Origin of the sequence: Streptomyces sp. NPDC102274, from assembly GCF_044766385.1 — a bacterium.
In the GTDB taxonomy this organism is placed as follows: domain Bacteria; phylum Actinomycetota; class Actinomycetes; order Streptomycetales; family Streptomycetaceae; genus Streptomyces.
The window spans coordinates 1-20,952 of record NZ_JBIWLW010000066.1; the positions used below are offsets into that span (position 1 = coordinate 1).

19 protein-coding genes, 2 pseudogenes and 1 riboswitch are annotated in these 20,952 nt (G+C 70.2%); of the genes and pseudogenes, 11 read left to right on the plus strand and 10 right to left on the minus strand.

The features are described from left to right. From ACIRQP_RS40240 to ACIRQP_RS40260, 5 genes and pseudogenes are all read left to right on the plus strand, one after another. Positions 1–179 (plus strand): annotated as a pseudogene (locus ACIRQP_RS40240) (4-hydroxy-3-methylbut-2-en-1-yl diphosphate synthase); the annotation flags it as partial. A gap of 27 nt (positions 180–206) precedes the next feature. Continuing rightward, positions 207–2,177, plus strand: a complete 1,971-nt coding sequence (gene dxs / locus ACIRQP_RS40245; protein ID WP_403900124.1) for a 1-deoxy-D-xylulose-5-phosphate synthase — start codon at positions 207–209, stop codon at positions 2,175–2,177. After that, positions 2,174–3,565, plus strand: coding sequence for an aspartate aminotransferase family protein (locus tag ACIRQP_RS40250; protein ID WP_403900126.1), 1,392 nt, complete (start codon positions 2,174–2,176; stop codon positions 3,563–3,565). The genes dxs and ACIRQP_RS40250 overlap by 4 nt, the downstream gene beginning before the upstream one ends. Positions 3,566–3,636: 71 nt before the next feature. Further along, positions 3,637–4,260, plus strand: a complete 624-nt coding sequence (locus ACIRQP_RS40255) for a helix-turn-helix domain-containing protein (protein WP_403900127.1) — start codon at positions 3,637–3,639, stop codon at positions 4,258–4,260. Positions 4,261–4,283: 23 nt separating this feature from the next. Beyond that, on the plus strand, positions 4,284–4,469 hold the full coding sequence (locus ACIRQP_RS40260; protein ID WP_403900129.1) for a DUF6126 family protein: 186 nt from the start codon (positions 4,284–4,286) through the stop codon (positions 4,467–4,469). Positions 4,470–4,557: 88 nt separating this feature from the next. Here the strand turns inward: ACIRQP_RS40260 and ACIRQP_RS40265 are convergent, their stop codons facing one another. Beyond that, entirely contained in the window at positions 4,558–5,370 is an 813-nt protein-coding gene (locus ACIRQP_RS40265; RefSeq protein ID WP_403900131.1) for a tyrosine-protein phosphatase, read from the minus strand. Between the two features lie 417 nt (positions 5,371–5,787). Continuing rightward, a riboswitch (cyclic di-AMP (ydaO/yuaA leader) is annotated at positions 5,788–5,979 on the plus strand. A gap of 4 nt (positions 5,980–5,983) precedes the next feature. Between ACIRQP_RS40265 and ACIRQP_RS40270 the strand changes: the two genes are divergently transcribed. Together ACIRQP_RS40270 and ACIRQP_RS40275 are read left to right on the plus strand one after the other, a co-directional pair. Next, on the plus strand, positions 5,984–6,946 hold the full coding sequence (locus ACIRQP_RS40270) for a peptidoglycan DD-metalloendopeptidase family protein (protein ID WP_403900133.1): 963 nt from the start codon (positions 5,984–5,986) through the stop codon (positions 6,944–6,946). A gap of 170 nt (positions 6,947–7,116) precedes the next feature. Beyond that, positions 7,117–7,941, plus strand: a complete 825-nt coding sequence (locus ACIRQP_RS40275) for an SGNH/GDSL hydrolase family protein (protein WP_403900135.1) — start codon at positions 7,117–7,119, stop codon at positions 7,939–7,941. A gap of 81 nt (positions 7,942–8,022) precedes the next feature. On the opposite strand, the gene ACIRQP_RS40280 is transcribed toward ACIRQP_RS40275, so the two are convergent. The 5 genes from ACIRQP_RS40280 to ACIRQP_RS40300 all read right to left on the minus strand — a co-directional run bounded on the left by ACIRQP_RS40280 (position 8,023) and on the right by ACIRQP_RS40300 (position 13,219). Then, positions 8,023–8,868, minus strand: a complete 846-nt coding sequence (locus tag ACIRQP_RS40280; RefSeq protein WP_403900137.1) for an STM4011 family radical SAM protein — start codon at positions 8,866–8,868, stop codon at positions 8,023–8,025. A 6-nt stretch (positions 8,869–8,874) separates the two neighbouring features. Further along, positions 8,875–10,227 carry an STM4012 family radical SAM protein gene (locus ACIRQP_RS40285; RefSeq protein ID WP_403900139.1) on the minus strand — a complete coding sequence of 451 codons (1,353 nt, stop codon included), beginning with the start codon at positions 10,225–10,227 and terminating at the stop codon, positions 8,875–8,877. Then, positions 10,224–11,036 (minus strand): STM4013/SEN3800 family hydrolase, encoded by an 813-nt coding sequence (locus ACIRQP_RS40290; protein WP_403900159.1) that lies wholly within the window; start codon positions 11,034–11,036, stop codon positions 10,224–10,226. The genes ACIRQP_RS40285 and ACIRQP_RS40290 overlap by 4 nt, the downstream gene beginning before the upstream one ends. After that, positions 11,033–12,184, minus strand: a complete 1,152-nt coding sequence (locus tag ACIRQP_RS40295) for an STM4014 family protein (protein ID WP_403900141.1) — start codon at positions 12,182–12,184, stop codon at positions 11,033–11,035. Before ACIRQP_RS40295 ends, ACIRQP_RS40290 begins: the two co-directional genes overlap by 4 nt. An 81-nt stretch (positions 12,185–12,265) precedes the next feature. Next, positions 12,266–13,219 (minus strand): STM4015 family protein, encoded by a 954-nt coding sequence (locus ACIRQP_RS40300; RefSeq protein WP_403900143.1) that lies wholly within the window; start codon positions 13,217–13,219, stop codon positions 12,266–12,268. A 159-nt stretch (positions 13,220–13,378) separates the two neighbouring features. Between ACIRQP_RS40300 and ACIRQP_RS40305 the strand changes: the two genes are divergently transcribed. Both ACIRQP_RS40305 and ACIRQP_RS40310 read left to right on the plus strand, forming a co-directional pair. Next, a complete protein-coding gene (locus ACIRQP_RS40305) occupies positions 13,379–13,717 on the plus strand; it encodes a hypothetical protein (RefSeq protein WP_403900145.1) in 339 nt (112 codons plus the stop codon). A 137-nt stretch (positions 13,718–13,854) separates the two neighbouring features. Further along, positions 13,855–14,856 (plus strand): DUF6745 domain-containing protein, encoded by a 1,002-nt coding sequence (locus ACIRQP_RS40310; RefSeq protein ID WP_403900147.1) that lies wholly within the window; start codon positions 13,855–13,857, stop codon positions 14,854–14,856. A gap of 110 nt (positions 14,857–14,966) precedes the next feature. On the opposite strand, the gene ACIRQP_RS40315 is transcribed toward ACIRQP_RS40310, so the two are convergent. Genes ACIRQP_RS40315 through ACIRQP_RS40325 form a run of 3 tightly spaced genes read right to left on the minus strand, consistent with a single transcriptional unit; the run spans position 14,967 to position 17,783 of the window. Then, entirely contained in the window at positions 14,967–15,878 is a 912-nt protein-coding gene (locus ACIRQP_RS40315; RefSeq protein ID WP_403900149.1) for a carbohydrate kinase family protein, read from the minus strand. Beyond that, a complete protein-coding gene (locus ACIRQP_RS40320; RefSeq protein WP_403900151.1) occupies positions 15,844–16,548 on the minus strand; it encodes a TetR/AcrR family transcriptional regulator in 705 nt (234 codons plus the stop codon). The genes ACIRQP_RS40315 and ACIRQP_RS40320 overlap by 35 nt, the downstream gene beginning before the upstream one ends. 32 nt (positions 16,549–16,580) lie before the next feature. After that, positions 16,581–17,783, minus strand: a complete 1,203-nt coding sequence (locus tag ACIRQP_RS40325; protein ID WP_403900153.1) for a Glu/Leu/Phe/Val dehydrogenase dimerization domain-containing protein — start codon at positions 17,781–17,783, stop codon at positions 16,581–16,583. Between the two features lie 395 nt (positions 17,784–18,178). Here ACIRQP_RS40325 and ACIRQP_RS40330 point away from each other — a divergent pair, with 395 nt between their 5' ends. Together ACIRQP_RS40330 and ACIRQP_RS40335 are read left to right on the plus strand one after the other, a co-directional pair. After that, positions 18,179–19,423 (plus strand): MBL fold metallo-hydrolase, encoded by a 1,245-nt coding sequence (locus ACIRQP_RS40330; protein WP_403900155.1) that lies wholly within the window; start codon positions 18,179–18,181, stop codon positions 19,421–19,423. A gap of 621 nt (positions 19,424–20,044) precedes the next feature. Continuing rightward, positions 20,045–20,374 carry a hypothetical protein gene (locus ACIRQP_RS40335; protein WP_403900157.1) on the plus strand — a complete coding sequence of 110 codons (330 nt, stop codon included), beginning with the start codon at positions 20,045–20,047 and terminating at the stop codon, positions 20,372–20,374. A 64-nt stretch (positions 20,375–20,438) separates the two neighbouring features. On the opposite strand, the pseudogene ACIRQP_RS40340 reads toward ACIRQP_RS40335, so the two are convergent. Beyond that, a pseudogene (locus ACIRQP_RS40340) lies at positions 20,439–20,756 on the minus strand (transposase); the annotation flags it as partial. Positions 20,757–20,952 lie beyond the last annotated feature (196 nt).

A 20,952-nucleotide genomic window follows, 5' to 3' on the forward strand; every position in this document is an offset into this window, starting at 1 on the left:
CCGATCTCGGTGTCGCGTCCGGCAATGGCAAGGGCCAGATCTTCGTCAAGGGCGAGGTCATCAAGACCGTCCCGGAATCGAAGATCGTGGAGACCTTGATCGACGAGGCGATGAAAATCGCCGAATCCATGGCGGACGCGGGGGTTACCTCGGGGACACCCGCCGTCACCGTGAGCTGAAGAAGCATTCCGAGAGGGGGCCCGAGCGTGTCAGTCTTGGAGCATATCCGGGGGCCGCGCGATCTCAAGGCGCTGAGTGAAAGCGACATCGGTGAACTGGCCGAGGACATCAGACAGTTCCTGATTCAGGCGGTCGCCAGAACCGGCGGCCATCTCGGGCCCAATCTCGGGGTGGTGGAGCTGACCATCGCCCTGCATCGGGTCTTCGATTCGCCCGTCGACCGAATTCTGTGGGACACCGGCCATCAGAGCTATGTCCATAAACTTCTCACCGGCAGACAGGACTTCTCCAAACTGCGCGGCAAGGGCGGCCTTTCCGGCTATCCCTCACGCGCCGAGTCCGTACACGATGTCATCGAGAACTCGCACGCCTCGACCGTGCTCGGCTGGGCCGACGGACTCGCCAAGGCACGTGAGGTGCTCGGCGGCGAGGACCATGTCGTCGCGGTCATCGGGGACGGTGCGCTCACCGGCGGGATGGCCTGGGAGGCGCTGAACAATATCGCCGCGGCCAAGGACCGGCCCCTGATCATCGTCGTCAACGACAATGAACGGTCCTACGGTCCGACGATAGGCGGACTCGCCGATCATCTCGCCACTCTCCGTACCACCGACGGCTACGAGACCGTCCTGGCCTGGGGCAAGGACGTACTCCAGCGCACCCCCGTGGTGGGCCGGCCGCTGTACGGGTCACTGCACGGCGCGAAGAAGGGGTTCAAGGACGCCTTCGCCCCGCAGGGCATGTTCGAGGACCTCGGCCTCAAATACGTCGGACCCGTCGATGGCCATGACACCGCCGCCCTTGAATCGGCGCTGCGGCGCGCGAAACGCTTTCACGGGCCTGTGCTGGTGCACTGTCTGACGGAGAAGGGGCGCGGCTACGCGCCGGCGCTGGAGGACGAGGCGGACCGCTTCCATACCGTCGGTGTGATGGATCCGCTGACCTGCGAGCCGCTGGCACCGCCGAGCGGTCCGTCCTGGACCTCGGTGTTCCGCGACGAGATCGTCGCGATCGGCGAGGAGCGGCCCGATGTCGTGGCGATCACGGCGGCCATGCTGCACCCCGTCGGGCTGACGGAGTTCGCCGAGCGCTTCCCGGACCGGGTCTGGGACGTGGGGATCGCCGAGCAGCACGCGGTGGTCTCCGCGGCGGGGCTCGCCACCGGAGGGCTGCATCCGGTCGTCGCCGTCTACGCCACGTTCCTCAACCGCGCCTTTGACCAGTTGCTGATGGATGTCGCCCTGCACCGGTGCGGCGTCACGTTCGTACTCGACCGGGCCGGGGTCACCGGGGTCGACGGGGCCTCGCACAACGGCATGTGGGACATGTCGATCCTTCAGTGCGTACCCGGACTGCGGATCGCGGCGCCGCGCGACGCAGGACAGCTGCGGGCGCAACTGCGCGAGGCGGTGGCCGTGGACGACGCGCCGACGGTCGTCCGGTTCGCCAAGGAGCCGGCGGGCGCCGAGATCCCGGCCGTCGGGCGCGTGGGAGGGATGGACATCCTGCGCCGCGCGGTGGACGCGGAGGTGCTGCTCGTATCGGTGGGGGTGCTCGCGCCCGTGTGCCTCCAGGCGGCGGATCTGCTCGCGGAGCGCGGTATCGGCTGCACGGTGGTCGATCCCCGATGGGTCAAGCCCGTGGACGAACAGCTCGCCCCGCTGGCGGAACGGCACCGGCTGGTCGCGGTCGTCGAGGACAACAGCCGCAGTGGCGGGGTGGGTTCGGCCGTCGGACTGTCGCTGCGTGACGCCGGGGTGGACGTACCGCTGCGGACCTTCGGCATCCCCGAGGAGTTTCTCGCCCACGCCAAACGGGGTGAGGTACTGGCCGACATCGGTCTCACCCCGGTGGAGATCGCGGGACGGATCAGCGCCGCTCTGGTACGCGACGAGAGCCGGGCACGTGTGGGGAGGCCGGCGCGCGAGCAGAGCCCGGCAGGCAAGGAGAGCGCGGCAGGCAAGGCGAGCCCGGCAGGCAAGGAGAGCACGGAATGACCGAGCCCGCGGGCTTCGACCTGTCGCGACTGCTCGCCGAGCGCGGTGCCGAGCGCTACGAGCTGCACACCAAGCACCTCAACCATCAACTGCCGCGCATGCTGCACACCATCGGCTTCGACCGGTTCTACGAGCGGGCCGAGGGAGCCTACTTCTGGGACGAGGACGGCAACGACTATCTGGACATGCTCGCCGGCTTCGGCGTCATGGGTCTCGGCCGGCACCACCCCGTCGTACGCAAGGCGCTCCACGACGTCCTCGACGCTTCGCTCGCCGACCTCACCCGCTTCGACTGCCAGCCGCTGCCCGGACTGCTCGCCGAGAAGCTGCTCGCCCACTCCCCGCATCTGGACCGGGTGTTCTTCGGCAACAGCGGTACGGAAGCGGTGGAGACGGCGCTGAAGTTCGCGCGGTACGCGACCGGGAAGCCCAGGATCCTGTACTGCTCGCACGCCTTCCACGGGCTCACCACGGGCTCGCTGTCGGTCAACGGCGAGGACGGCTTCCGGGACGGCTTCGCACCGCTGCTGCCCGACACCGCCCTCGCGCTCGGCGATCTCGACGGGCTGGAGAGGGAGCTCAAGCGCGGTGACGTGGCCGCCTTCGTCGTCGAGCCGATCCAGGGCAAGGGCGTCCACGAGACGCCGCCCGGTTTTCTGCGCGCCGCCCAGGAACTGCTGCACAGGCACAAGGCGCTGCTCATCGTCGACGAGGTGCAGACCGGCCTCGGCAGGACCGGGGACTTCTACGCGTACCAGCACGAGGAGGGGGTGGAGCCGGATCTCGTCTGTGTGGCCAAGGCGCTCTCCGGCGGTTATGTACCCGTCGGCGCGACCCTCGGCAAGGACTGGATCTTCAAGAAGGTCTACTCCTCGATGGACCGGGTGCTGGTCCACTCGGCGAGCTTCGGATCCAACGCCCAGGCCATGGCCGCGGGCCTGGCCGTGCTGTCCGTGATGGAGGACGAGAATGTCGTGGCCAACGCTCGGGCCACCGGGGATCTGCTCCGGTCACGGCTGGCCGCGCTCGTCGACCGGTATGAGCTGCTGTACGAGGTACGCGGCCGTGGCCTGATGATCGGCATCGAGTTCGGCCGGCCGAACTCGATCAAGCTGCGCGGTCGGTGGACCATGCTCCAGGCTGCCCGCAAGGGGCTCTTCGCGCAGATGGTGGTCGTACCGTTGCTCCAGAAGCACCGGATCCTCACCCAGGTCTCCGGCGACCATCTGGAAGTGATCAAGCTGATCCCGCCGCTGACCATCGAGGAGCGGGAGGTCGAGCGCTTCGTGGACGCCTTCACGGCGGTCATGGACGACGCCCACGGCGGTGGTGGACTGATGTGGGACTTCGGCAGGACCCTGGTGAAGCAGGCCGTGGCCAACCGATAGCGGGAGTGCCGAACTTTTGCCTCCGGGGTAAGAAATTTGCCCCGGAGGAAAGTTCCTGGCGCAATAGAGGTATGAGCACACCTCCCGCCGGAGAGGCCGCCGAAGATCTGCCCGGCCGGCTGCCCGATGTCGCACCCCGCCTGCGCGAGCTGCGCCGCGACCGGCGGCTCACCCTGGAGACCGCCGCCCGGCGGGCCGGGCTCTCCCCGGCCCATCTCTCCCGGCTGGAAACCGGCCGCAGACAGCCGTCGCTCCCGATGCTGCTGAGCCTCGCCCGTACCTACGGTACGACCGTCTCCGAGCTGCTCGGGGAGGTGCCGCCGGAGCGCGATCCCATCGTCCGGGCGGGCCGGACGGAACCGGTCGAGGCCGACGGCTGGACGTACCACCAGGCGGGCGGCTCGGGGCGGGCCATGCAGCCGCTGCGGCTCCAGGTCCCGTACGGGGCGCAGGGCGACCTCGTCCGCGTGCACCCGGGTGAGGAGTGGCTCCATGTCCTCGAAGGGCGGCTGCGGCTGACCCTCGGAGACGCCGTACACGTACTCGACCCCGGGGACAGCGCGCACTTCGACTCGCTCACCCCGCACCGGATCGCGGCGGCCGGACCCGAGGGGACCGAGCTGCTCTTCGTCCATACCCTGCTGCAGAGCCCCGCCGCCGAGCTGTGCCTCGGCGCCGGGGCCCATCGCCGCTGACCTGCTGAGAGAGGTCTGCCACCATGCCCGAGTCAGAGAACCCCGTGTCGGAGAACCCCGTGTCGGAGAAGCCCGCGCCCGGTCATGTCATGAAGGAGGAGGGGAAGTTCCCCCGCGGGCTGGTCATCCGGCTCGTCGCCTACCTGATCGCCGGCCATCTCTTCGCGGCCTTCCTCTATCTGGTCTTCGAGATGGGCGCGCGGGGGTAGTGGCTTGGAGGTGGTGGCTCGGGGGTAGCGGCTTTCCTTCGAGGCCGCGGCTCCCCCCTCCGCTATCCCCGCTGTCGCCGTCGCTCGCTCAGCCCTGGTCGAGGAGGCGGGTGCGGAGCCGCTCGCGGGTCTCGGGGGCGAGCCCGAGACCCTCGGTCAGATAACGGTCGGTGGTGCCCCAGGTCTTCTCTATGGTCTCGAAGGCCGCCGCGAGGTACTCGGCGCGCGCGTCGAAGAGCGGACTGAGGAGCTCCATCACCTCGGGGGACATCCCGGTGGGGGAGTTGTCGCTGCGGCGGATCGGGTAGCGGCGGTGCGGGTCGTTCGACTTGAGATAGTCGGCCTCGATCGCCTCGGGTTCCACCCCGACGGCGAGCAGGGACACCGCGATGGAGAGCCCCGCCCGGTCCTTGCCCGCCGCGCAGTGCATGAGCGCGGGGACGCTGTCCTCGGCGAGGGAGTGCAGGACGCGGCTGTGCTCGGCGGTGCGTTCCGTGATGATCGTCCGGTACGAGTCGATCATCCGGGTCGCCGCCCTGCCTTCCGAGAGGAGTGAGCGCAGCTGGTCGAGATCGCCGTCCCGCACCATCAGCCAGAACTCGGCGCCGTCCGCCGGATCGGTGAGCGGCAGGTTCACATTGCGTACACCGGTCAGCTCCACGTCCGCGCCGTCGAGCTTCAGATCCGCGGCGTTACGGAAGTCGAAGATCGTGTGGAGGCCGAGGGAGGAGAGGAAGGCGGCATCGGCAGGGGTGGCGTTGGCGAGGTGTCCGCTGCGGAAGAGCCTGCCGTGGGCCACCCGCCGGCCGTCCGTGGTCGGCAGCCCGCCCACGTCGCGAAAGTTGCGCACGCCGGACAACTCGGGCTCTGTCGACGGGACCTGCGGCAGCTGCTGCGTCACGGCGTGCTCCTCCGTGTCTGCCGTCGGCGCGGCTCGCCGACGATGTCGACTTCCGACCCTACGACATTTGTTCCTCAGGCAACCTGTTGCAATCAGCCCAGCCCCGGAGGGGCCAGAAGCGCATTATTCGGACACCTCGCGCCGAGGAATATGACCCATATGCCTATCTGTCCGGAATGGGTGATTCCGCATAACCTGCCCCGGTCGCAGGGGAGATGGGCTCGGGACCGTGAGCAGGATCATATCTGTGACGTTGCGTGGTGGTAGCGGGAAGGGAAATTGCTGCCCTGTAAGGAAATTGGAGATCTGAATCCACGCAGGGTGACCGGATAACCAGAACGATATTTGAAACGGGTGCGATCGCGGGAATACAGCATCTTGTTCCGGCCGTCCGACTCGCTTACCTTCAGCCTCAATCCGAGCGGATCGCCGAATCCTGCCGCCGCTTGGAATTCGCATCCATCCATCAACGCGTGGCAGGAGCGGGGGAACCAGGTGATACGCCGATCCGGAACTCCGGGCGGCTCGGGGTGAAGTCGCGCATCTCGCGCGGCCGGGCATCTCCAGCCCGAACCCGACAGCTCACCTCGCAGGCGCCGGAGAGGAATTCGCCATGCCCGCGAAGGGTAAGCACCGCCGTTCCAAGACCAACCCGATCTCGCGTGGATTCATCGCCGCCGGCACGGGTGGCGCAGCCATCGCGCTTCCGCTCCTCGGCGCCACCGGCGCGCACGCCGCGGAGAAGGCCGCCCCCGCCGCCGCTCCGCAGGCCGTCTCCGCCTCGGCACACACCGCCGCCACCAAGGTCGCGAGGAACTACACCGTGGTCGCCGGGGACTATCTCTCCAAGATCGCCGTCGAGCACCATGTCCGGGGCGGCTGGCATCGGCTGTATCAGGACAACCGCGAGGCCGTCGGCGACAACCCGTCGCTGATCCACCCCGGCCTGAAGCTGACCCTCGGCGCGAGGGCCGCGGCGAGCACCTCGTCCGAGGCTCCCGCGGAGTCCTCCAGTTCCTCGGCCGACTCCAGTTCCTCGTCGGACTCCGGCTCGTCGTCCGACTCCGCCTCCTCGGCCGACCACTCTTCGTCGAGCGGCTCGACGGACGAGTCCGCCACCTCGACCGCCGAGCAGGACCCCACCGCCGACAACGCGGCGCAGAGCACCGGTTCCGGCTTCAACGCGCCGGTCGACGGACCGACCTCCACGCCGTACCAGGCCGCCGGCTCCAGCTGGGCCAGCGGCTACCACACCGGTGTCGACTTCACGGCGGCCTCGGGCACCCCCGTCAAGGCGGTCACCGACGGCACGGTCGTGACGGCCGGCTGGGGCGGCTCGTACGGCAACCAGGTCGTCATCCAGCACAGCGACGGCATGTACTCGCAGTACGGCCACCTGTCGTCCCTGGACGTCTCCGAGGGCCAGAGCGTCAGCGCGGGCCAGCAGATCGGACTCTCCGGTGCCACCGGCAACGCCACCGGACCGCACCTGCACTTCGAGATCCGTACCGGCCCCGACTATGGCTCGGACGTCGACCCGGTGGCCTACCTCCGGCAGAATGGCGTCGACATCTGATTCGTCGGATCACGTCAGCCCATTCCGCTGCCCGGCACTTTCCGTGCCGGGCAGCGGTGGTTTTCGCCTATTCCCGCTTGGCTGAAAATTGACCGATGGCATATCTCACCCGGCGTCAACCCCTCCTTACGGTCGCGTAGGTCACATCTGCCGGTGAATGATGTGGTGCTGTGGCAGACGATTCGAGATCAAGAAGAAATGGCGTACTCGGGTCGTACGCGGCGATCGGCGACAGCTTCACCGAGGGGGTGGGAGATCCGGGCCCCGACGGGATGTATGTCGGCTGGGCTGACCGGCTCGCGGTCCTGCTCGCCGACCAACTGCCGGTCTCGGGTGCGACGGAGAGCACCCCCCACGGCGATTTCCGGTACGCCAATCTCGCTGTGCGCGGCCGGCTCCTCGACCAGATCGTCGACGAACAGATTCCGCGCGCGAAGGAACTCGCCCCGGATCTGGTGACGTTCTGCGCCGGCGGCAATGACATCATCCGGCCGGGCACCGACCCCGACGATGTCGCCGAGCGTTTCGAGCGGGCCGTCGCCGATCTCTCCGGCGCCGTCGGCACGGTCATGGTGACCACCGGCTTCGACACCCGGGGCGTGCCCGTGCTGCGCCATCTGCGCGGCAAGATCGCCACGTACACCGCCCATGTGCGGGCCATCGCGGACCGCTACGACTGCCCGGTGCTCGATCTCTGGTCGCTCAAGTCCGTCCAGGACAGGCGTGCCTGGGACGGCGACCGGCTGCATCTGTCGTCCGAGGGGCACACGCGCGTCGCGCTGCGCGCCGCGCAGGTGCTCGGCCTCGATGTGCCCGCGGACCCGGACCAGCCGTGGCCGCCGCAGCCGCCGCGCGGGACGCTGGAGGTGCGGCGCGACGACATCCACTGGGCGCGCGAGTATCTGGTGCCGTGGATCGGGCGGCGGCTGCGCGGCGAGTCGTCCGGCGATCACGTCGAGGCGAAACGCCCGGACCTTCTGCCCCTCAAGCACTGACCCCGGGGGTACTGACCCCTGGAGCTCTGACCCCTGGAGCCACGACTCCGCGAGCAGTGGCCCCCGGGGGGATCCGGCCGGTCATATCCCCGCCGGGACCCGTTCCAGTACCCCTCCGGCGAAGACGTCGTACAACGGCAGCGTCTCCAGATGCACATAGCCGATATGGCAGTCGCACACCGCCAGCGGGCACGCCCGCGGAGCGAGCGCGCGCCGGTAGGACCCGTCGTAGAGATTGCCCAGCTCGGCGCGGACGAAGTGGCAGCGCCGCACCGTCCCCTCGCCGTCCACCGAGATCACCGACTCGCCCGTGCGGCAGGGCAGACCGGCCGAGCGGTGCGGGCTGCGGCTGTAGGCGAAGAGCGGATCGAGAGCCGTCCAGCGGTCGGCCTCCTCGTCCGTATAGCTGTGCCCCTCGGCCGCGTTGACCCAGAGATACACCTGCTCGGGCAGGTCCGCGCGCAGCCGGCGGGCGTGCTCCAGGTGGTCCGGCAGGCCGACGACCCCCACACTGAACCGGATCGACCGGTCCGCCAGCTCATGGGTCTTCGCGAGGAAGCGGTCGTACGGCGTCTGGCCCGGGTGGTACGTACACCACAGGGCGAGCTTCGCGGGATCGGCGTCCGCCAGCCAGTCGGTGCGGCAACTGAGATTCGTCTGGATCGCCACGCGGCCGATGTGTGGCAGCCGCGACAGCTCGGTGAGGGCACGCCGGTACCAGGAGCGGACCAGCCCTTCGCCCCACGGGGTGAACAGCACCGACAGCCTGTCCTCCCGCTGTTCCGACGCCCAGGCGGTGAAGCGCTCCAGGGCGGCCCGGTCCGCGCGCAGTTGGTCCCGGCTGTCGCGGCGCTTGGCGAACGGGCAGTACGGGCAGTCGTAGTCGCAGGAGGCGAGCGGGCCGCGGTAGAGGATCGTCAGGTCCACGGGGTCTCACTTCCTCTCGTACGCGGCCATCGAAGCCCGTACGGCGGGGGAGAAGAGCGCGGGACCCAGCGCGTCCGAGTAGGCGAGCCCCTCGGGGGAGAGGCGTAGCAGACCGGTCGGCGCGCGCTCGTCGAGCCAGCCGAGGGCCGCGAACCGGTCCAGCTCGGCGGGGAAGTCCTCGGCGGGGCCGGAGCCGAACCGCTCGCGGTAACCGGCCTCCGCCATTCCCCCTGCCTGGAGGAGGGACTGGAGAAGATGGCGGCGGCGTGCCTCGCCGTCGTCGATCCGGCGGCCGACCTCCGCGCGGGAGAAGTCCTCGGTCGCCGTGTAGGTGTCGATGATGGCGCGTATCTCGCGCATGTCGACCGCGTAGTCGAAGGAGTAGTGGAGAGCGGAGGTGTACGAGCGGGCCCCGCAGCCCAGACCGATCATCCCGTCGGTCTGGCACGCGTAGTCCTCGGCGCCGGCGGTCTCGAACGGGATGTCCGGGCGGCGGAACATACGCATCGACATCTGCTCGTAGCCGTGGGCGAGAAGATGGTCGCGGCCCTGCCGGTAGAGCCGCAGCCGCTGCTCGTCCCAGGCGGAGTCACCGCCGGCGCCGAGCCGGCCGAGGCCCGTGAGCGGCCGTACGTACAGGGGGTAGAGATACAGCTCCTCGGGCCGCCAGGTGAGCGCGGCGTCCAGGGAGTGGCGCCAGCTCGCCTTCGTCTGGCCGTCGATGCCGTAGATGAGATCGATGTTCAGGACGGGGATCCGGGCGTCCCGTATGCGGCCGAGCGCGGCCTCGACCTCGGCGCGGTGCTGTGGGCGCACGGCGGCCTTCGCTTCCGCGTCGACGAAGCTCTGGACGCCGATGCTCAGTCGCGTGGCACCCCGCTCGGCGAGCACCGCCAGCCGGTCGGCGGTGGCCGTGGCGGGGGAGGTCTCCACGGAGAGCGGGACCGCCCGCAGTTCGGCCCCCATCCGCTTCTCGGCGATGTCGCAGAGCCGGTCCAGCTCGTCGGCGTCCAGATAGGTGGGCGTGCCACCGCCGAAGGCCGCCGTGGCGAACCGTACGGTGTCCGCGCCGGCCTCCGCTTCCGCCAGGGCGTCGCGTACGGCGGTCGCCTGCCGGTCGAGCGCGTCGAGATAGCGCGTGGTCAGTTCGTCGGGGGCGCCGATCCGGGTGAAGAGATTGCAGAAGCCGCAGCGGACCTCGCAGAACGGTATGTGCAGATAGAGGGAGAGGGCGTCCTTGCGTTCGCCGGCCCACAGCCCACGCAGCGCCGGGCGGTCCTCCAGCGGGCGGTAGGCGGTCTTGTGCGGATAGGCGTAGACATAACTCTCGTACGGACGCGGTGCGAGGGTGGTGCTCATCGGGCTGTCCCGCTCTCCAGGAAGAAATGGGCGTACGGCACGGTCCAGACCACCTCGTGGCCCAGGCGGTGGCCGGTCCAGCCGTCGTCGCCGTAGGCGGTGCCATGGTCGGAACAGACGATCGTGAAGCAGCGCCCACGGCTGCTCGCGGCGGCGAAGAGCCGGCCGATATGGCGGTCGACATACTCCAGCGCGGCCGCGTGCGTGGCCCGCGAGTCGCCCGCCTCCTGGGTGGCGCCGGGCAGATGGAACCAGTTGGGCTGGTGCAGCGCCGCCACATTGACGAACAGGAACAGCCGCTGGTCGGCCTCCAGACCGGCGACGACCTTCTCCGCGCGGTCGACCTGCGACTCGAAGGAGGTGGCGGAGGCCACGCCGAACTCCGGCTCCCAGTGGCTCTCCTGGAACATTCCGGGCAGTACGGAGCCGAGCGCGCCCCGCTGGTTGAAGAAGCCGACCCCGCCCAGGCACACCGTGCGGTAGCCGGCCGTCGCGAGGCCCGAGACCAGATCCGGCGTGTCATAGACAAAGGTCCGGTCTGCCGTGGTCTCGCTGCCTCCGAAGCGCGCGGCGAACAGCCGTGGATGCGGACCCGGCACGGCGGGGGTGGGCAGGAACCCGGCGAAGATCGCCTGATGCGAGGCGTAGGTGAAACTTCCCGGGGCGTGCCGCTTCTCCCAGTGTCCGTCCGGGAGATGCCGGGCGAGATGCGGGATGCGGCCCGCGGCGGCCAGTTCCTCCGCGACATCGAAGCGCAGCGTGTCGAGGGTGACGAGCAGGAGGTCGTCCCGCCCGACGACCTCGTTCATGTCAGGTGTCTGCACGCCGGCTCCTCGGTCGTCCAGCGGGTCGCACGCCTCGGCAGGGCGGCGAGCTGCGCCGCGTACGTGTCCAGCCCCTCGGCGCCGCGGCCCGGCAGCCCCGTGAGACCGGGCAGCAGATCGCCGAAGGCGTTGACCTCGCCGACCGCGTACCGCCGCCAACTCGGAGCGGGCAGCAGATCGACACCCACGCAGTGGGTCCCGGGGAAGCGGTCGGCCGCCAGTTCACTCATGGTGAGAGCCGTGGAGAAGCTGCCGCCGGACGCCTTGATCACGGCGCGCGCCGCGTCGAGATCCCCGCGCTTCCCCCCGAGATGGAGATTGGTCATGGGCGACCGACTGGTCCGTACGACCACGTGCGTGGCGCGGCCCGCGACGACCACCACCCGCAGATCCGCCGACCGGCCGTCCAGGACCCCCTTCGGCACCCACTGCTCGATATGCAGTCCGTCGGGCGCGAGGGTGTCGATGATCGCGGCCACGTCGCGCTCGCTGGTGTAGTCGCGGACCCGCAGTGAGTTGAAGAGGCGGCCCGCGCCGTCCCGTTCGACGGAGGTGAGGGCACGCACCCGGCCGGGACCCGCCCTCTCGACGGCCAGGACACCGGAGGCCGACGAGCCGTGGGCGATCTTGACAAACGCGCGGCGGAGCCCGGCCGCGGCCATCAGGGCGCGTACGTCGTCCCAGCCGGACACGGCCGGGCCTTCGGGGCCCGATGTGGGGGACACGGGAACACGCACCCCCGCCGCGTCCAGCACGCCATGGCAGAGCCTCTTGTCGAAGAGGACCGCCAAGTCGTCGGGATCGTCGAGCGGATCGGCTCCGGCGGTGGAGGCGGCCCGGCCGAGGTCCCGGGCGGCCGCCATGAACCGTTCGTACCAGCGGGCCGTGCCTTCGACGCGGGTCGGATCGTCCATGTCGCGCAGCAGTCGGTCCACCTCCGGGTCCTCGCCCGGGGAGTCGATCCGTACCGTCTCACCGGACGTGAACTCCGCCCGGCCGTCCAGCACATCGCGCCAGGCCACCTCTCGGGCGGGGGACAGCCCGGCGGCCCGCACGGCGTCCTGGAACAGGGACACGCGGCGGTTGCCGGGGATCCCGACCACGACCAGCTTCGGATCCCTCGCGGTTGGCATGCTCGGGGACGTGCCGCTGTGGGACGCGGCGCTCGGGGACGTGGCGCCGGGGGACGTGTCGCTCGGGTGCGGGGCCATCCGTTACTCCGCCACCGCGGTGTAGCGGTGCTCGACGCCGTCCGACTCGCTGTCCGGCTCCGTGTTCTCGGAGAGGTCGATCTCGACGCCGGCCGCGCCCATCGTGTCGAGGAGACGCTTCCGCATCGCCTCGCCGAGGAAGTTGTGGTGCAGATCGAGCTTCTTGAGGTGGCTGAGCGGCTGGCCGGCGAGAAGGGCCTCCGCGCCTTCGTCGCCGAGCGTGCCCATCGAGAGATCGAGCGTCTCCAGCCCGGCCACGACGGGGGCGCCCGCCAGCGCCACGGCGATCTCGTCCTGCATCTCGCTGTTGCGCAGCGCCAGCGACCGCAGCCGGGGCAGCCGCGCCCCGGCCAGGATCGGCGCCAGATCGGCCACTTGGGCGTTGGCGCCGTACCACGAAGTGCCGAGCCAGAGGTCGAGATGCTCCAGCTCGGGGAAGTCGCTCGCCGCGACGGACCGCACCACCTCGGCGTCCAGGCCGCCCGTCTCGATGGTGAGCGAGCGCAGCCGCGCATGGCGGACGGCGGGGAAACGCAGGTCCTGGCCGCCGCGGACCCCGAATTCGCGCAGCTCGGGGAAGGCGTCGAGCAGTGGGGTCACCAGCCCCTGGTTGATCCAGGAGATCTCGCACTCCGTGAAGGTGATGTCACCGAGGAACAGCGCGCGCAGGGCGGGCAGCCGGTCGCGGGCGGCGACGAGCGCCGAGATCGCCTCGTCGGGGCCGGAGTCGTAGGCGTCGCTCCAGGAGCCGACGATCAGCGCCCGGACCTCGGTGCTGTCCACGGATTCGGTGAGGCGCGCGAACGCCGCCTCCCACGCCTCCTCGGACTGGTACGAGTCGACCGAGATGCGCCAGGCCACGGAGGCCGGGTCGGGGAGCTCCACCGTCGTGTCCGCCGAGAGGAAGTCGAACGCGGGCAGGCCGTAGAACTCCCGCAGATGGTTCGAAATGGCCATGACGAACGCTCCAGACAACGGTGATATGTGATCGGCTGATGTGGAGCAGTTCTACCAGCGGCCACTGACAACACCCCTCGCCGGGGCCGATTGTCAGACCCTCCCCTTAGCGTCGTTCACAGGTCGGCGCACTCGGCGCCGCCGGTCGAGGGGAGAGCCATGTTCCGGCAGGGAGACGTCCTTATCGTGCCCGTCGCGGTGGAGACCGTGCCGTCGCGTGTGGTGGACGCCGAGCGCGCCCCGGGTGAGCCGAGGGACGCGCGGGGCCGGCTGGTCCTGGCCCTCGGCGAGGTCACCGGCCACGCCCACGCGGTGCCCGGACCCGGCCGGCTGGTCCGTGAACCGGGCGACGAACTCGGACCGATGTTCCTCCATCTCCCGGAAGGCGGACGGGTGGTGCACGAGGAGCACGCGGCGATACCGCTGCCCAAGGGGTGGTTCCGAGTGGTGCGCCAGCGCGAATACCTGCCGGGCGCGGTGCGCATGGTCGCGGACTGAGCGGGCCGGGCAGCGCCCCGCAGGCCCCTACGGCGGACCTCGGGCAGGGGCGACAGCGGTACGGAGATGGCGGACAGGCATGACAGGGGACGGGCATGACACAGGGGACGGGCGTGACAGGGGACGGGGCTTCGGGGATGAGTGACGTGGCTACGTGGCGGGCGGTCGCGGCGGCGACGGGGGAGACGGACCGGGCCGCCGCCGAGCGCGGGGTGCGGCTCGCCTACCGCAGGGCGGGCCTCGCGGAGCCGGAGCGGATCATCTGGGCCGGCTCGCCGCTGGCCGGCGCGCGGACCGCGGGGTCACTCGGAGACGCGGGACGGTCCGTACGTGACGAGGTGCGTACGTACCCGTGGGCCGAGGAACGGCGCAGGGTGCACGACGAGTTGGGACCGGCGGGCTGGGCCGCGCACTGGAACGCCACCGGCGCCCGGCTGTGGGACACCACCCGGGCGCTCGCCGAGCGGATACGCACCGGAATCGTGGAGAGCCTCGCCGACCGGCCCGCCGAGGCGGCCGAGATCCGCGCGGTGCTGCTCGACGCGGTTCTCGGCCAGCAGGACGCGGCCTGGCTCGCCGCGTTCGACGGCCGCAGCGAACGCCTCGAAGGGCTCGCCGAGGTGGCGCGGCACGCCGGCTGGTGGTGGCCGTACGAACGCGCGGTGGTGATCTGCGAGCGTCCCGTCGCGCTGTACCGCGACGAGGCGGGCCGGCTGGATCGCGGGGACGGCCCGGCGCTCGCCTATCCGGACGGCTTCGCCCTGCACGCGTGGCGCGGGATGCCCGTCCCCGCCGAATTCCTCGCCGGGCTGCCGTCCCTGACCCCCGAGCGCATCCGCACCGAGTCCAATGCCGAACTGCGCCGCGTGATGCTGGAGTACTACGGCTACGACCGCTATCTGAACGAGTCGGGAGCGCGGCCCGTCCACCGCGACGAGACCGGTGTGCTGTGGCGGATCGCGCTGGACGGCGACGAGGATGTCGCGATGGTCGAGGTCGTCAACTCGACACCGGAGCCGGACGGTACGTACCGCACCTACTGGCTGCGCGTGCCACCCACGGTGTCCACGGCGAAGGCGGGGGTCGCGTGGACCTTCGGGGTGGAGGAGGAGGCGTACGCGCCGGTGCGGCAGACCTGAACGGCCCGCCTGCCGATGGGGGCGTTGTCGGGGTGCGTTGTGGCTCGGGCCGGTGGCTCGGCCGTACTCGCCCTGCGCCGTGTCCGACAAATCCCGCCCGGCTCGCGGCGTCAGGCCGCGAGTAGTTCGTCCGGTCCGATCAGCGCCTCGTTGCCCTGCCCCGTGCAGGCGTGGGCACCCGCCACGGCGCCGAGCCGGGCGCACTCCTCCAGGTCGCGTCCGGCCAGCCGCCCGTACAGGAAGCCGCAGACGTACGCGTCTCCCGCACCGTTGGAGTCCACCACCGGCGCGGGCGGGACGGTCGCCCTGACCGGGCGCGGCGTACGGCTTCCCGCACGGCTCATCACATACGAGCCGCCCGCGCCCGCCATCGCGACGACCGCCTCGGCCCGGCCCTCGCGCAGGATCTCCCGCATCACCGAGGCGATCCGCTCGCTTGCCCCGGCGGCGCTGAGGAACACCAGGTCGGACCGGAGGGCGAAGTCCCTGTGATAGTCGCTGAGACCGTCCCAGTCGTGCAGATCCGTCGAGACCGGCACGCCCAGCGCCTCGATGTCGTCATAGAGGAACCGGGCGAAGTTGGTGATCGACAGATGGACATGGCGCGCGCGTTCGAGATGGGGCAGATAGAAGTCGCGCGGCATCCGCAGATCGTCCGGGTCCCTGGCGTCGTGGAAGGACATCCGGCGGCCCGTCTTCTCCACGAGATTGACCGCGCGCCGGGTGCCCGCGGGGGAGATCAGGGCCTCGAAGTCCACACCACCCCGCGCGAGCCGCTCCCGGACCCGTCCGCCGGTCCAGTCGTCTCCCAGGTAGTCGAGGAACTTGACGTTCAGGCCGAGATTCCGGCAGCCGAGTGCCACATTGCCGCCGGTGTGCCCCGGCCATTCGAGGATGGGCCCCACCGAGACCGAGTCGGTGAGTGGCACCGGCAGCGAGTCGACCCGGACGACGGTATCCACTCCGCTGCCCCCGACGACCAGCACATCATGATGGAGCTGGTCGGTCCGCTGCTGCGCCACGATCTCCCTTTCCGCTGCCTGAGGTCTGTCCGAGTGTCCGTGTGCTCCGCCCGGGGCCGGGTCTTCCGAAGGCCGTGCAGTCCAGCCCCAGTTCGCGTGCGAGGGCCTCGTCGGCCCACGCCACCATGGTGGCGCGCGGCAGTGAACCCTCGTACGACGTCATCTGAACCGCGAGGCCGTCCAGCATGGCGGTCAGTCGCCAGGCCGCCGACACCGGGTCCGCGCAGTGGAATTCACCCGCCGCCGAGCCCTCCGCGACGACCTCGGCGAGCGCCGCCTTCCACTGCTGGTCGAGAGCGCCCGCCACCTCACGCAGCGCGGGGTCGCGCAGCGCCGCCGCCCAGCTCTCGATCCACAGCCGCCACCCCTTGGCCTCCCCGGTCGGCGCGTACCAGCGGACCGCGCGGTGCAGCCGGGCCAGCGCGCTGTCGCGCCGGCCGAGCAGTGTGCGCAGTTGGTCGAGATCGTCCCGTGCGGCATGGGCGAAGGCGGCGGCGACCAGCTTCTCCTTCGTGGAGAAGTGGTAGAGCACCAGCGCGTTGCTGACGCCGAGCACGGCGGCGACATCGGAGATCCGCACGGCGGCCACGCCCCGCGCCTCGATCTGCCCGACGGCGGCGCACAGCAGGTCCTCGCGCCGTTCCGCCACACTCAGCCGCACTCTCGCCACGACGCCACCCTACCGAGACCGACCCGTACGTCTCACCGGTACCACCCGTACCGCTGGGCGATGACCGGCAGGCGGTCGGCGGCCATGGCGTGGGCGGCGGCGCGTGGAGTCGTACCGTCGGCCTCGGCGCGTTCCAGCATGCTGCCCACCAGGGAGCGCATCGCCCGGCGGGTATGGGCGAACGCCTCGTCCGCGTCGGGGCCGATGTCGCCGAAGAGGGTCCACCACCACCAGGCGTTCGTAGCGGAGTTGACCACGACATCGGGCAGCACCGCGATGCCGCGCGCCGACAGCGGCTCCTCGGCCTCGGGCAGCACCGGCATGTTCGCCGCCTCGACGATCCAGCGCGCCGTGATCCCGGCCTGGTTGGCGGCGGTCACGGCGTACGAGACGGCCGCGGGGACCAGCACGTCCGCGTCGGCGGAGAGCCAGGCGTCGCCCGGCAGTTCCCGGTCCCCGGGCCGCAGCGCGGCGCGGTCGACGGTGCCGTACGCGTCGCGGGCGGCGAGCAGCGCCTCGACATCCACGCCGTCCGGGTGGGCGATGGTCCCCTTGATGTCGGCCACGGCGACGATCCTCAGTCCGGCCCGGGAGAGGAAGCGCGCCGTCGCGCCGCCCATGGTGCCGAGGCCCTGGAGGGACACGCGTGTCCCCTCGTGCGCCACGCCCGCCCGGTCGAGCGCGGTGAGCACCGACTCGGCGACCCCGCAACCACCGGCCAGCGCGTCCAGCCCGATGCCGTCGACCTCGACGGCGAAGGCGTCGGCGAGGCGCCGCCTGGCCGCCCGTTCGTCGTCCAGCAGCGGATGGACCGCCTGGACGGTCGAGACGAGACCGGCCTCGGCGGCGGCCCGGTCCACGGTGTCCTGGGTCAGGCCCAGGTCCTCGCCGGTGGTCCAGCACCGCTCGATGTACGGGCGCATGGCACGCAGATAGCGGACCAGTACGCCGTACGCGGCGGGGTCGCGCGGATCGCAGTCGATACCGCCCTTGGCACCGCCGAGCGGGACATAACGGGCCGTCGGGTCGTCCGCGTCGAAGTGCAGGGCTTCCTTCATGGTCATTCCGCGCGCCAGACCGGTCACTTCGTCGAGTGTGCAGCCGGGACGCATCCGCAGACCGCCGCTGGCGACCCCGCGGACCAGCCGGTCCACGACCAGGAAGCCCCGCCGGCCGGTGACATGGTCCGTCCAGGTCAGCGAGATCAGCGGGTCGGAGGGACGTGACGTGGTCATCGGGCGGGCTCCTCGGGCAACGGTGATGACGGTGGGTACGGGAGCGGTCGGCGCCCGCGTGAGAGCGTCCGCGAGCGCCGCGGCGGGGTCGGCGCGGGGACATCTACTGAACCGTTGGTCAGTATGACCGTCAGTATCGCAGCCGGTGGCGTGGCAGCGCAGCCGGTGGGGCGGCCGGCTTCGGGAGGGTGGCCGCCACCGCCGCGATGACTGCCGGGACGACCGCCCGAGAGATCCCCCGACTCGGGGGCGTAGCCGGGAATCCCGGGGGCATTGACGACGTTGGACGTGCGTACGCCGGCCCGGGTGGAGCCCGGTCGATTCCGATCGACTCGACCCGCACCGATGTACGTGCCCGGACATAATGGGACGACACCGAACCTCCAGGAGGTGCTGTGACAGGCGCTGGTTCCCCCCTTTCGTTGCGCTCCCGGCTGCGCTCGCTGCGACCCGCGGCCTTCGGGGCCGATTCGGCGGGCGAGCGGCTGGAACGGATCCACCGTTCGCCGAACTTCGTCGACGGGGTGTTCCAGAACCCGGTGGGTGCCAGGACCAGACCGTCCGGCGCCTCGGGACTGGAGTTCGCGAAGATCTACTTCCAGAAGGAAGCGCGGGCCCGGCGGTCACCGATCGGCACCATTCCCGTGTACCCCACCACCCTCGCGGACCTTGCCGCCCCTCCGGCCTCCGGCCTCCGCCTCACCTGGATGGGGCATTCGAGTGTGCTCGCCGAGATCGACGGCAGGCGTGTGCTCTTCGACCCCGTCTGGGGTGAGCGATGTTCACCGTTCGCCTTCGCGGGGCCGAAACGGCTGCACCCGGTGCCCGTCCCGCTCGCCTCCCTCGGTCCTGTCGATGTCGTCGTGATCTCCCACGACCACTACGACCACCTGGATCTGCCCACGATCCGGGCCCTCGCCTCCACGGACACGATCTTCGCCGTACCGCTCGGTGTCGGCGCCCATCTGGAGAGGTGGGGCGTGCCCGCGTCCCGGCTGCGCGAACTGGACTGGAACGAGTCCACCGAGGTCGCCGGCATCCGGCTGACCGCCACCCCCGCGCGGCACTTCTGCGGCCGTGGGCTGCGCAATCAGCAGCACACACTCTGGGCATCCTGGGCTGTGGCCGGTCCCGAGCACCGGATCTACCACAGTGGGGACACCGGCTACTTCCCCGGATTCCGCGACATCGGCGCCGAGCACGGCCCGTTCGACGCCACCATGATCCAGATCGGCGCGTACAGCGAGTACTGGCCCAAGAACCACACGGACTATACGCCGTTGCCCGGGGCCTGGCCAGACATTCACATGTCGCCCGCCCAGGGGGTGCAGGCCCATCTTGACCTGCAGGGAGGCAGTCCGGGCGGGGTTCTGCTGCCGATCCACTGGGGGACGTTCAACCTGGCGCTGCACGCGTGGGCGGAGCCGGGCGAGTGGATGAAGGATGCGGCCGAGGAGGTCGGCCAGGCGGTGGCGTTCCCGCGGCCGGGTGAGCCGTTCGAGCCGACGGGGAGGCTGCCGGTGGAGGCGTGGTGGCGGGCGGTCTCCGGTCCGATCGCGCACCCCTGGCGACGTCCTCAGAGTACTGAAGCTGTGGCCGAGACGAGCAAGAAGGATCTCGACCTCGCGGGTGAGCGGTGACGTCGGTCGGGGACAAGATGGGGGAGATGGTGCGGATGCTGGAGCGTCTCCCGGCTGAAGAGCAGGATCGTTTGCTGCGAGCCTTGGACGGAGCGCCCCGCGTGGAGCGTGAAGCCACTGCTCAGCGATTCAGGCCCTTGCCGTCCCTGGAAGGCTCGTCTCGGATTGTCGTCCGAACACGCATTGTGGAGCGCTGAGCATGCAGGAGGGGCCTGACTGGGCAGCGCTCGGCTGCACGGCTCGGCCAGCTGCGGCTGGCTTGCTCGGTAGATCGCTCCGTCCGCACCGCCCCGCCCATCAACGACTTGTCCGCGGCGGTCACGACGGCGTCAGTCCTGGACCGTGATGCCACCCAGGAGCGCCTTGATGCGTGTCACGGCTGAAGCATGCCGGGGGCGGAGTCGACGGAGCAGAAGGTGCCAGCGAAGGGTGCTGCGGAGCGATGAGGTAGGCGACACCGATGTGCGGGGCGTCCGGCTTGTCCGGAGGCCGCCTTGCCGCACTGGTCGCACCGCCGTTGTCATACATGACCACGTGCGATGCCCTGCCCAGTTGGCTTAGAACTCCTCACGGAATGACCTCATAGCGCCTGTTGGTGAGCGCAGTTGGTACTGTCCGGCCGTGACTTTGACTGACCTGAGGGACGGCTTTCGCGATGATGACCAGCGGCAGTGCGTCCAAGCAGTGGTTCACTGTCGCCTCGCGGGTGATCGGGAGCCGCAGGAGTGCCGCTACCTGATGCGCTTCTGGTGGCAGCTGAGCATGCCGTACCAGGAAGTTTCGCTTGAGGAGCTGCGCCTGAACGTCGGCAGGCAGAAACTGGACGCCCTCGTTGAACTGATCAGCGCCATCCGGTCGTCCCACGAGGAGATCGATGCGTGGCTTGCCGCTGCAGAGCAAACGTTCCCGGTGATTCAGGACCGCGGCTTCAGCTTGGACAGCGACGGTTGAGGCATGAGCTTCGTCAGGCGCCGCCAGCAGTTGGTGCAGCAGGCGAGCTTGAGCAAGGCTTCGTGTAGCGGCGAGTGCCGAGCCCGGAAACGTACTCGGTCCCGCGACGGGCGATCACCGGTTGCACACCAAGACCCCGCACGAGACGGCGGTACTTGTCGTGGTCGTACTCGCGGTCACCAAGCACGACGTCCGGGCGACGCTGAGGCCGGCCGCGTTTGCCCCGCACCCGCACCGACGGAACGGCTTCGAGCAGCGGAACGAACTGGGTCACGTCATCGCGATTGCCGCCAGTCAAGGTGACGGCGAGCGGAATGCCAGTGGCATCGGTGCCGTGGCAAGGCCGCAGCACTGGGTCGATGAGGTTGTGCGGTCGGCCCAGAGCGCGGTGACGGCATTGCTGCCGTTCCGTTTCTCTGGGCCGCCGACCCGAACCGGACGTGCGGTGCCACGCATCCGGCTCTCCACGTGGCTTGCCCAGTGGTCAGCCGTTGTCGACTGCCGGTTCGATGGTCCACGGAGTCGGGATCCGAGCTCCGCGGTAGCGATAGCGTTCGATCATGACGCTGGATGCGCCG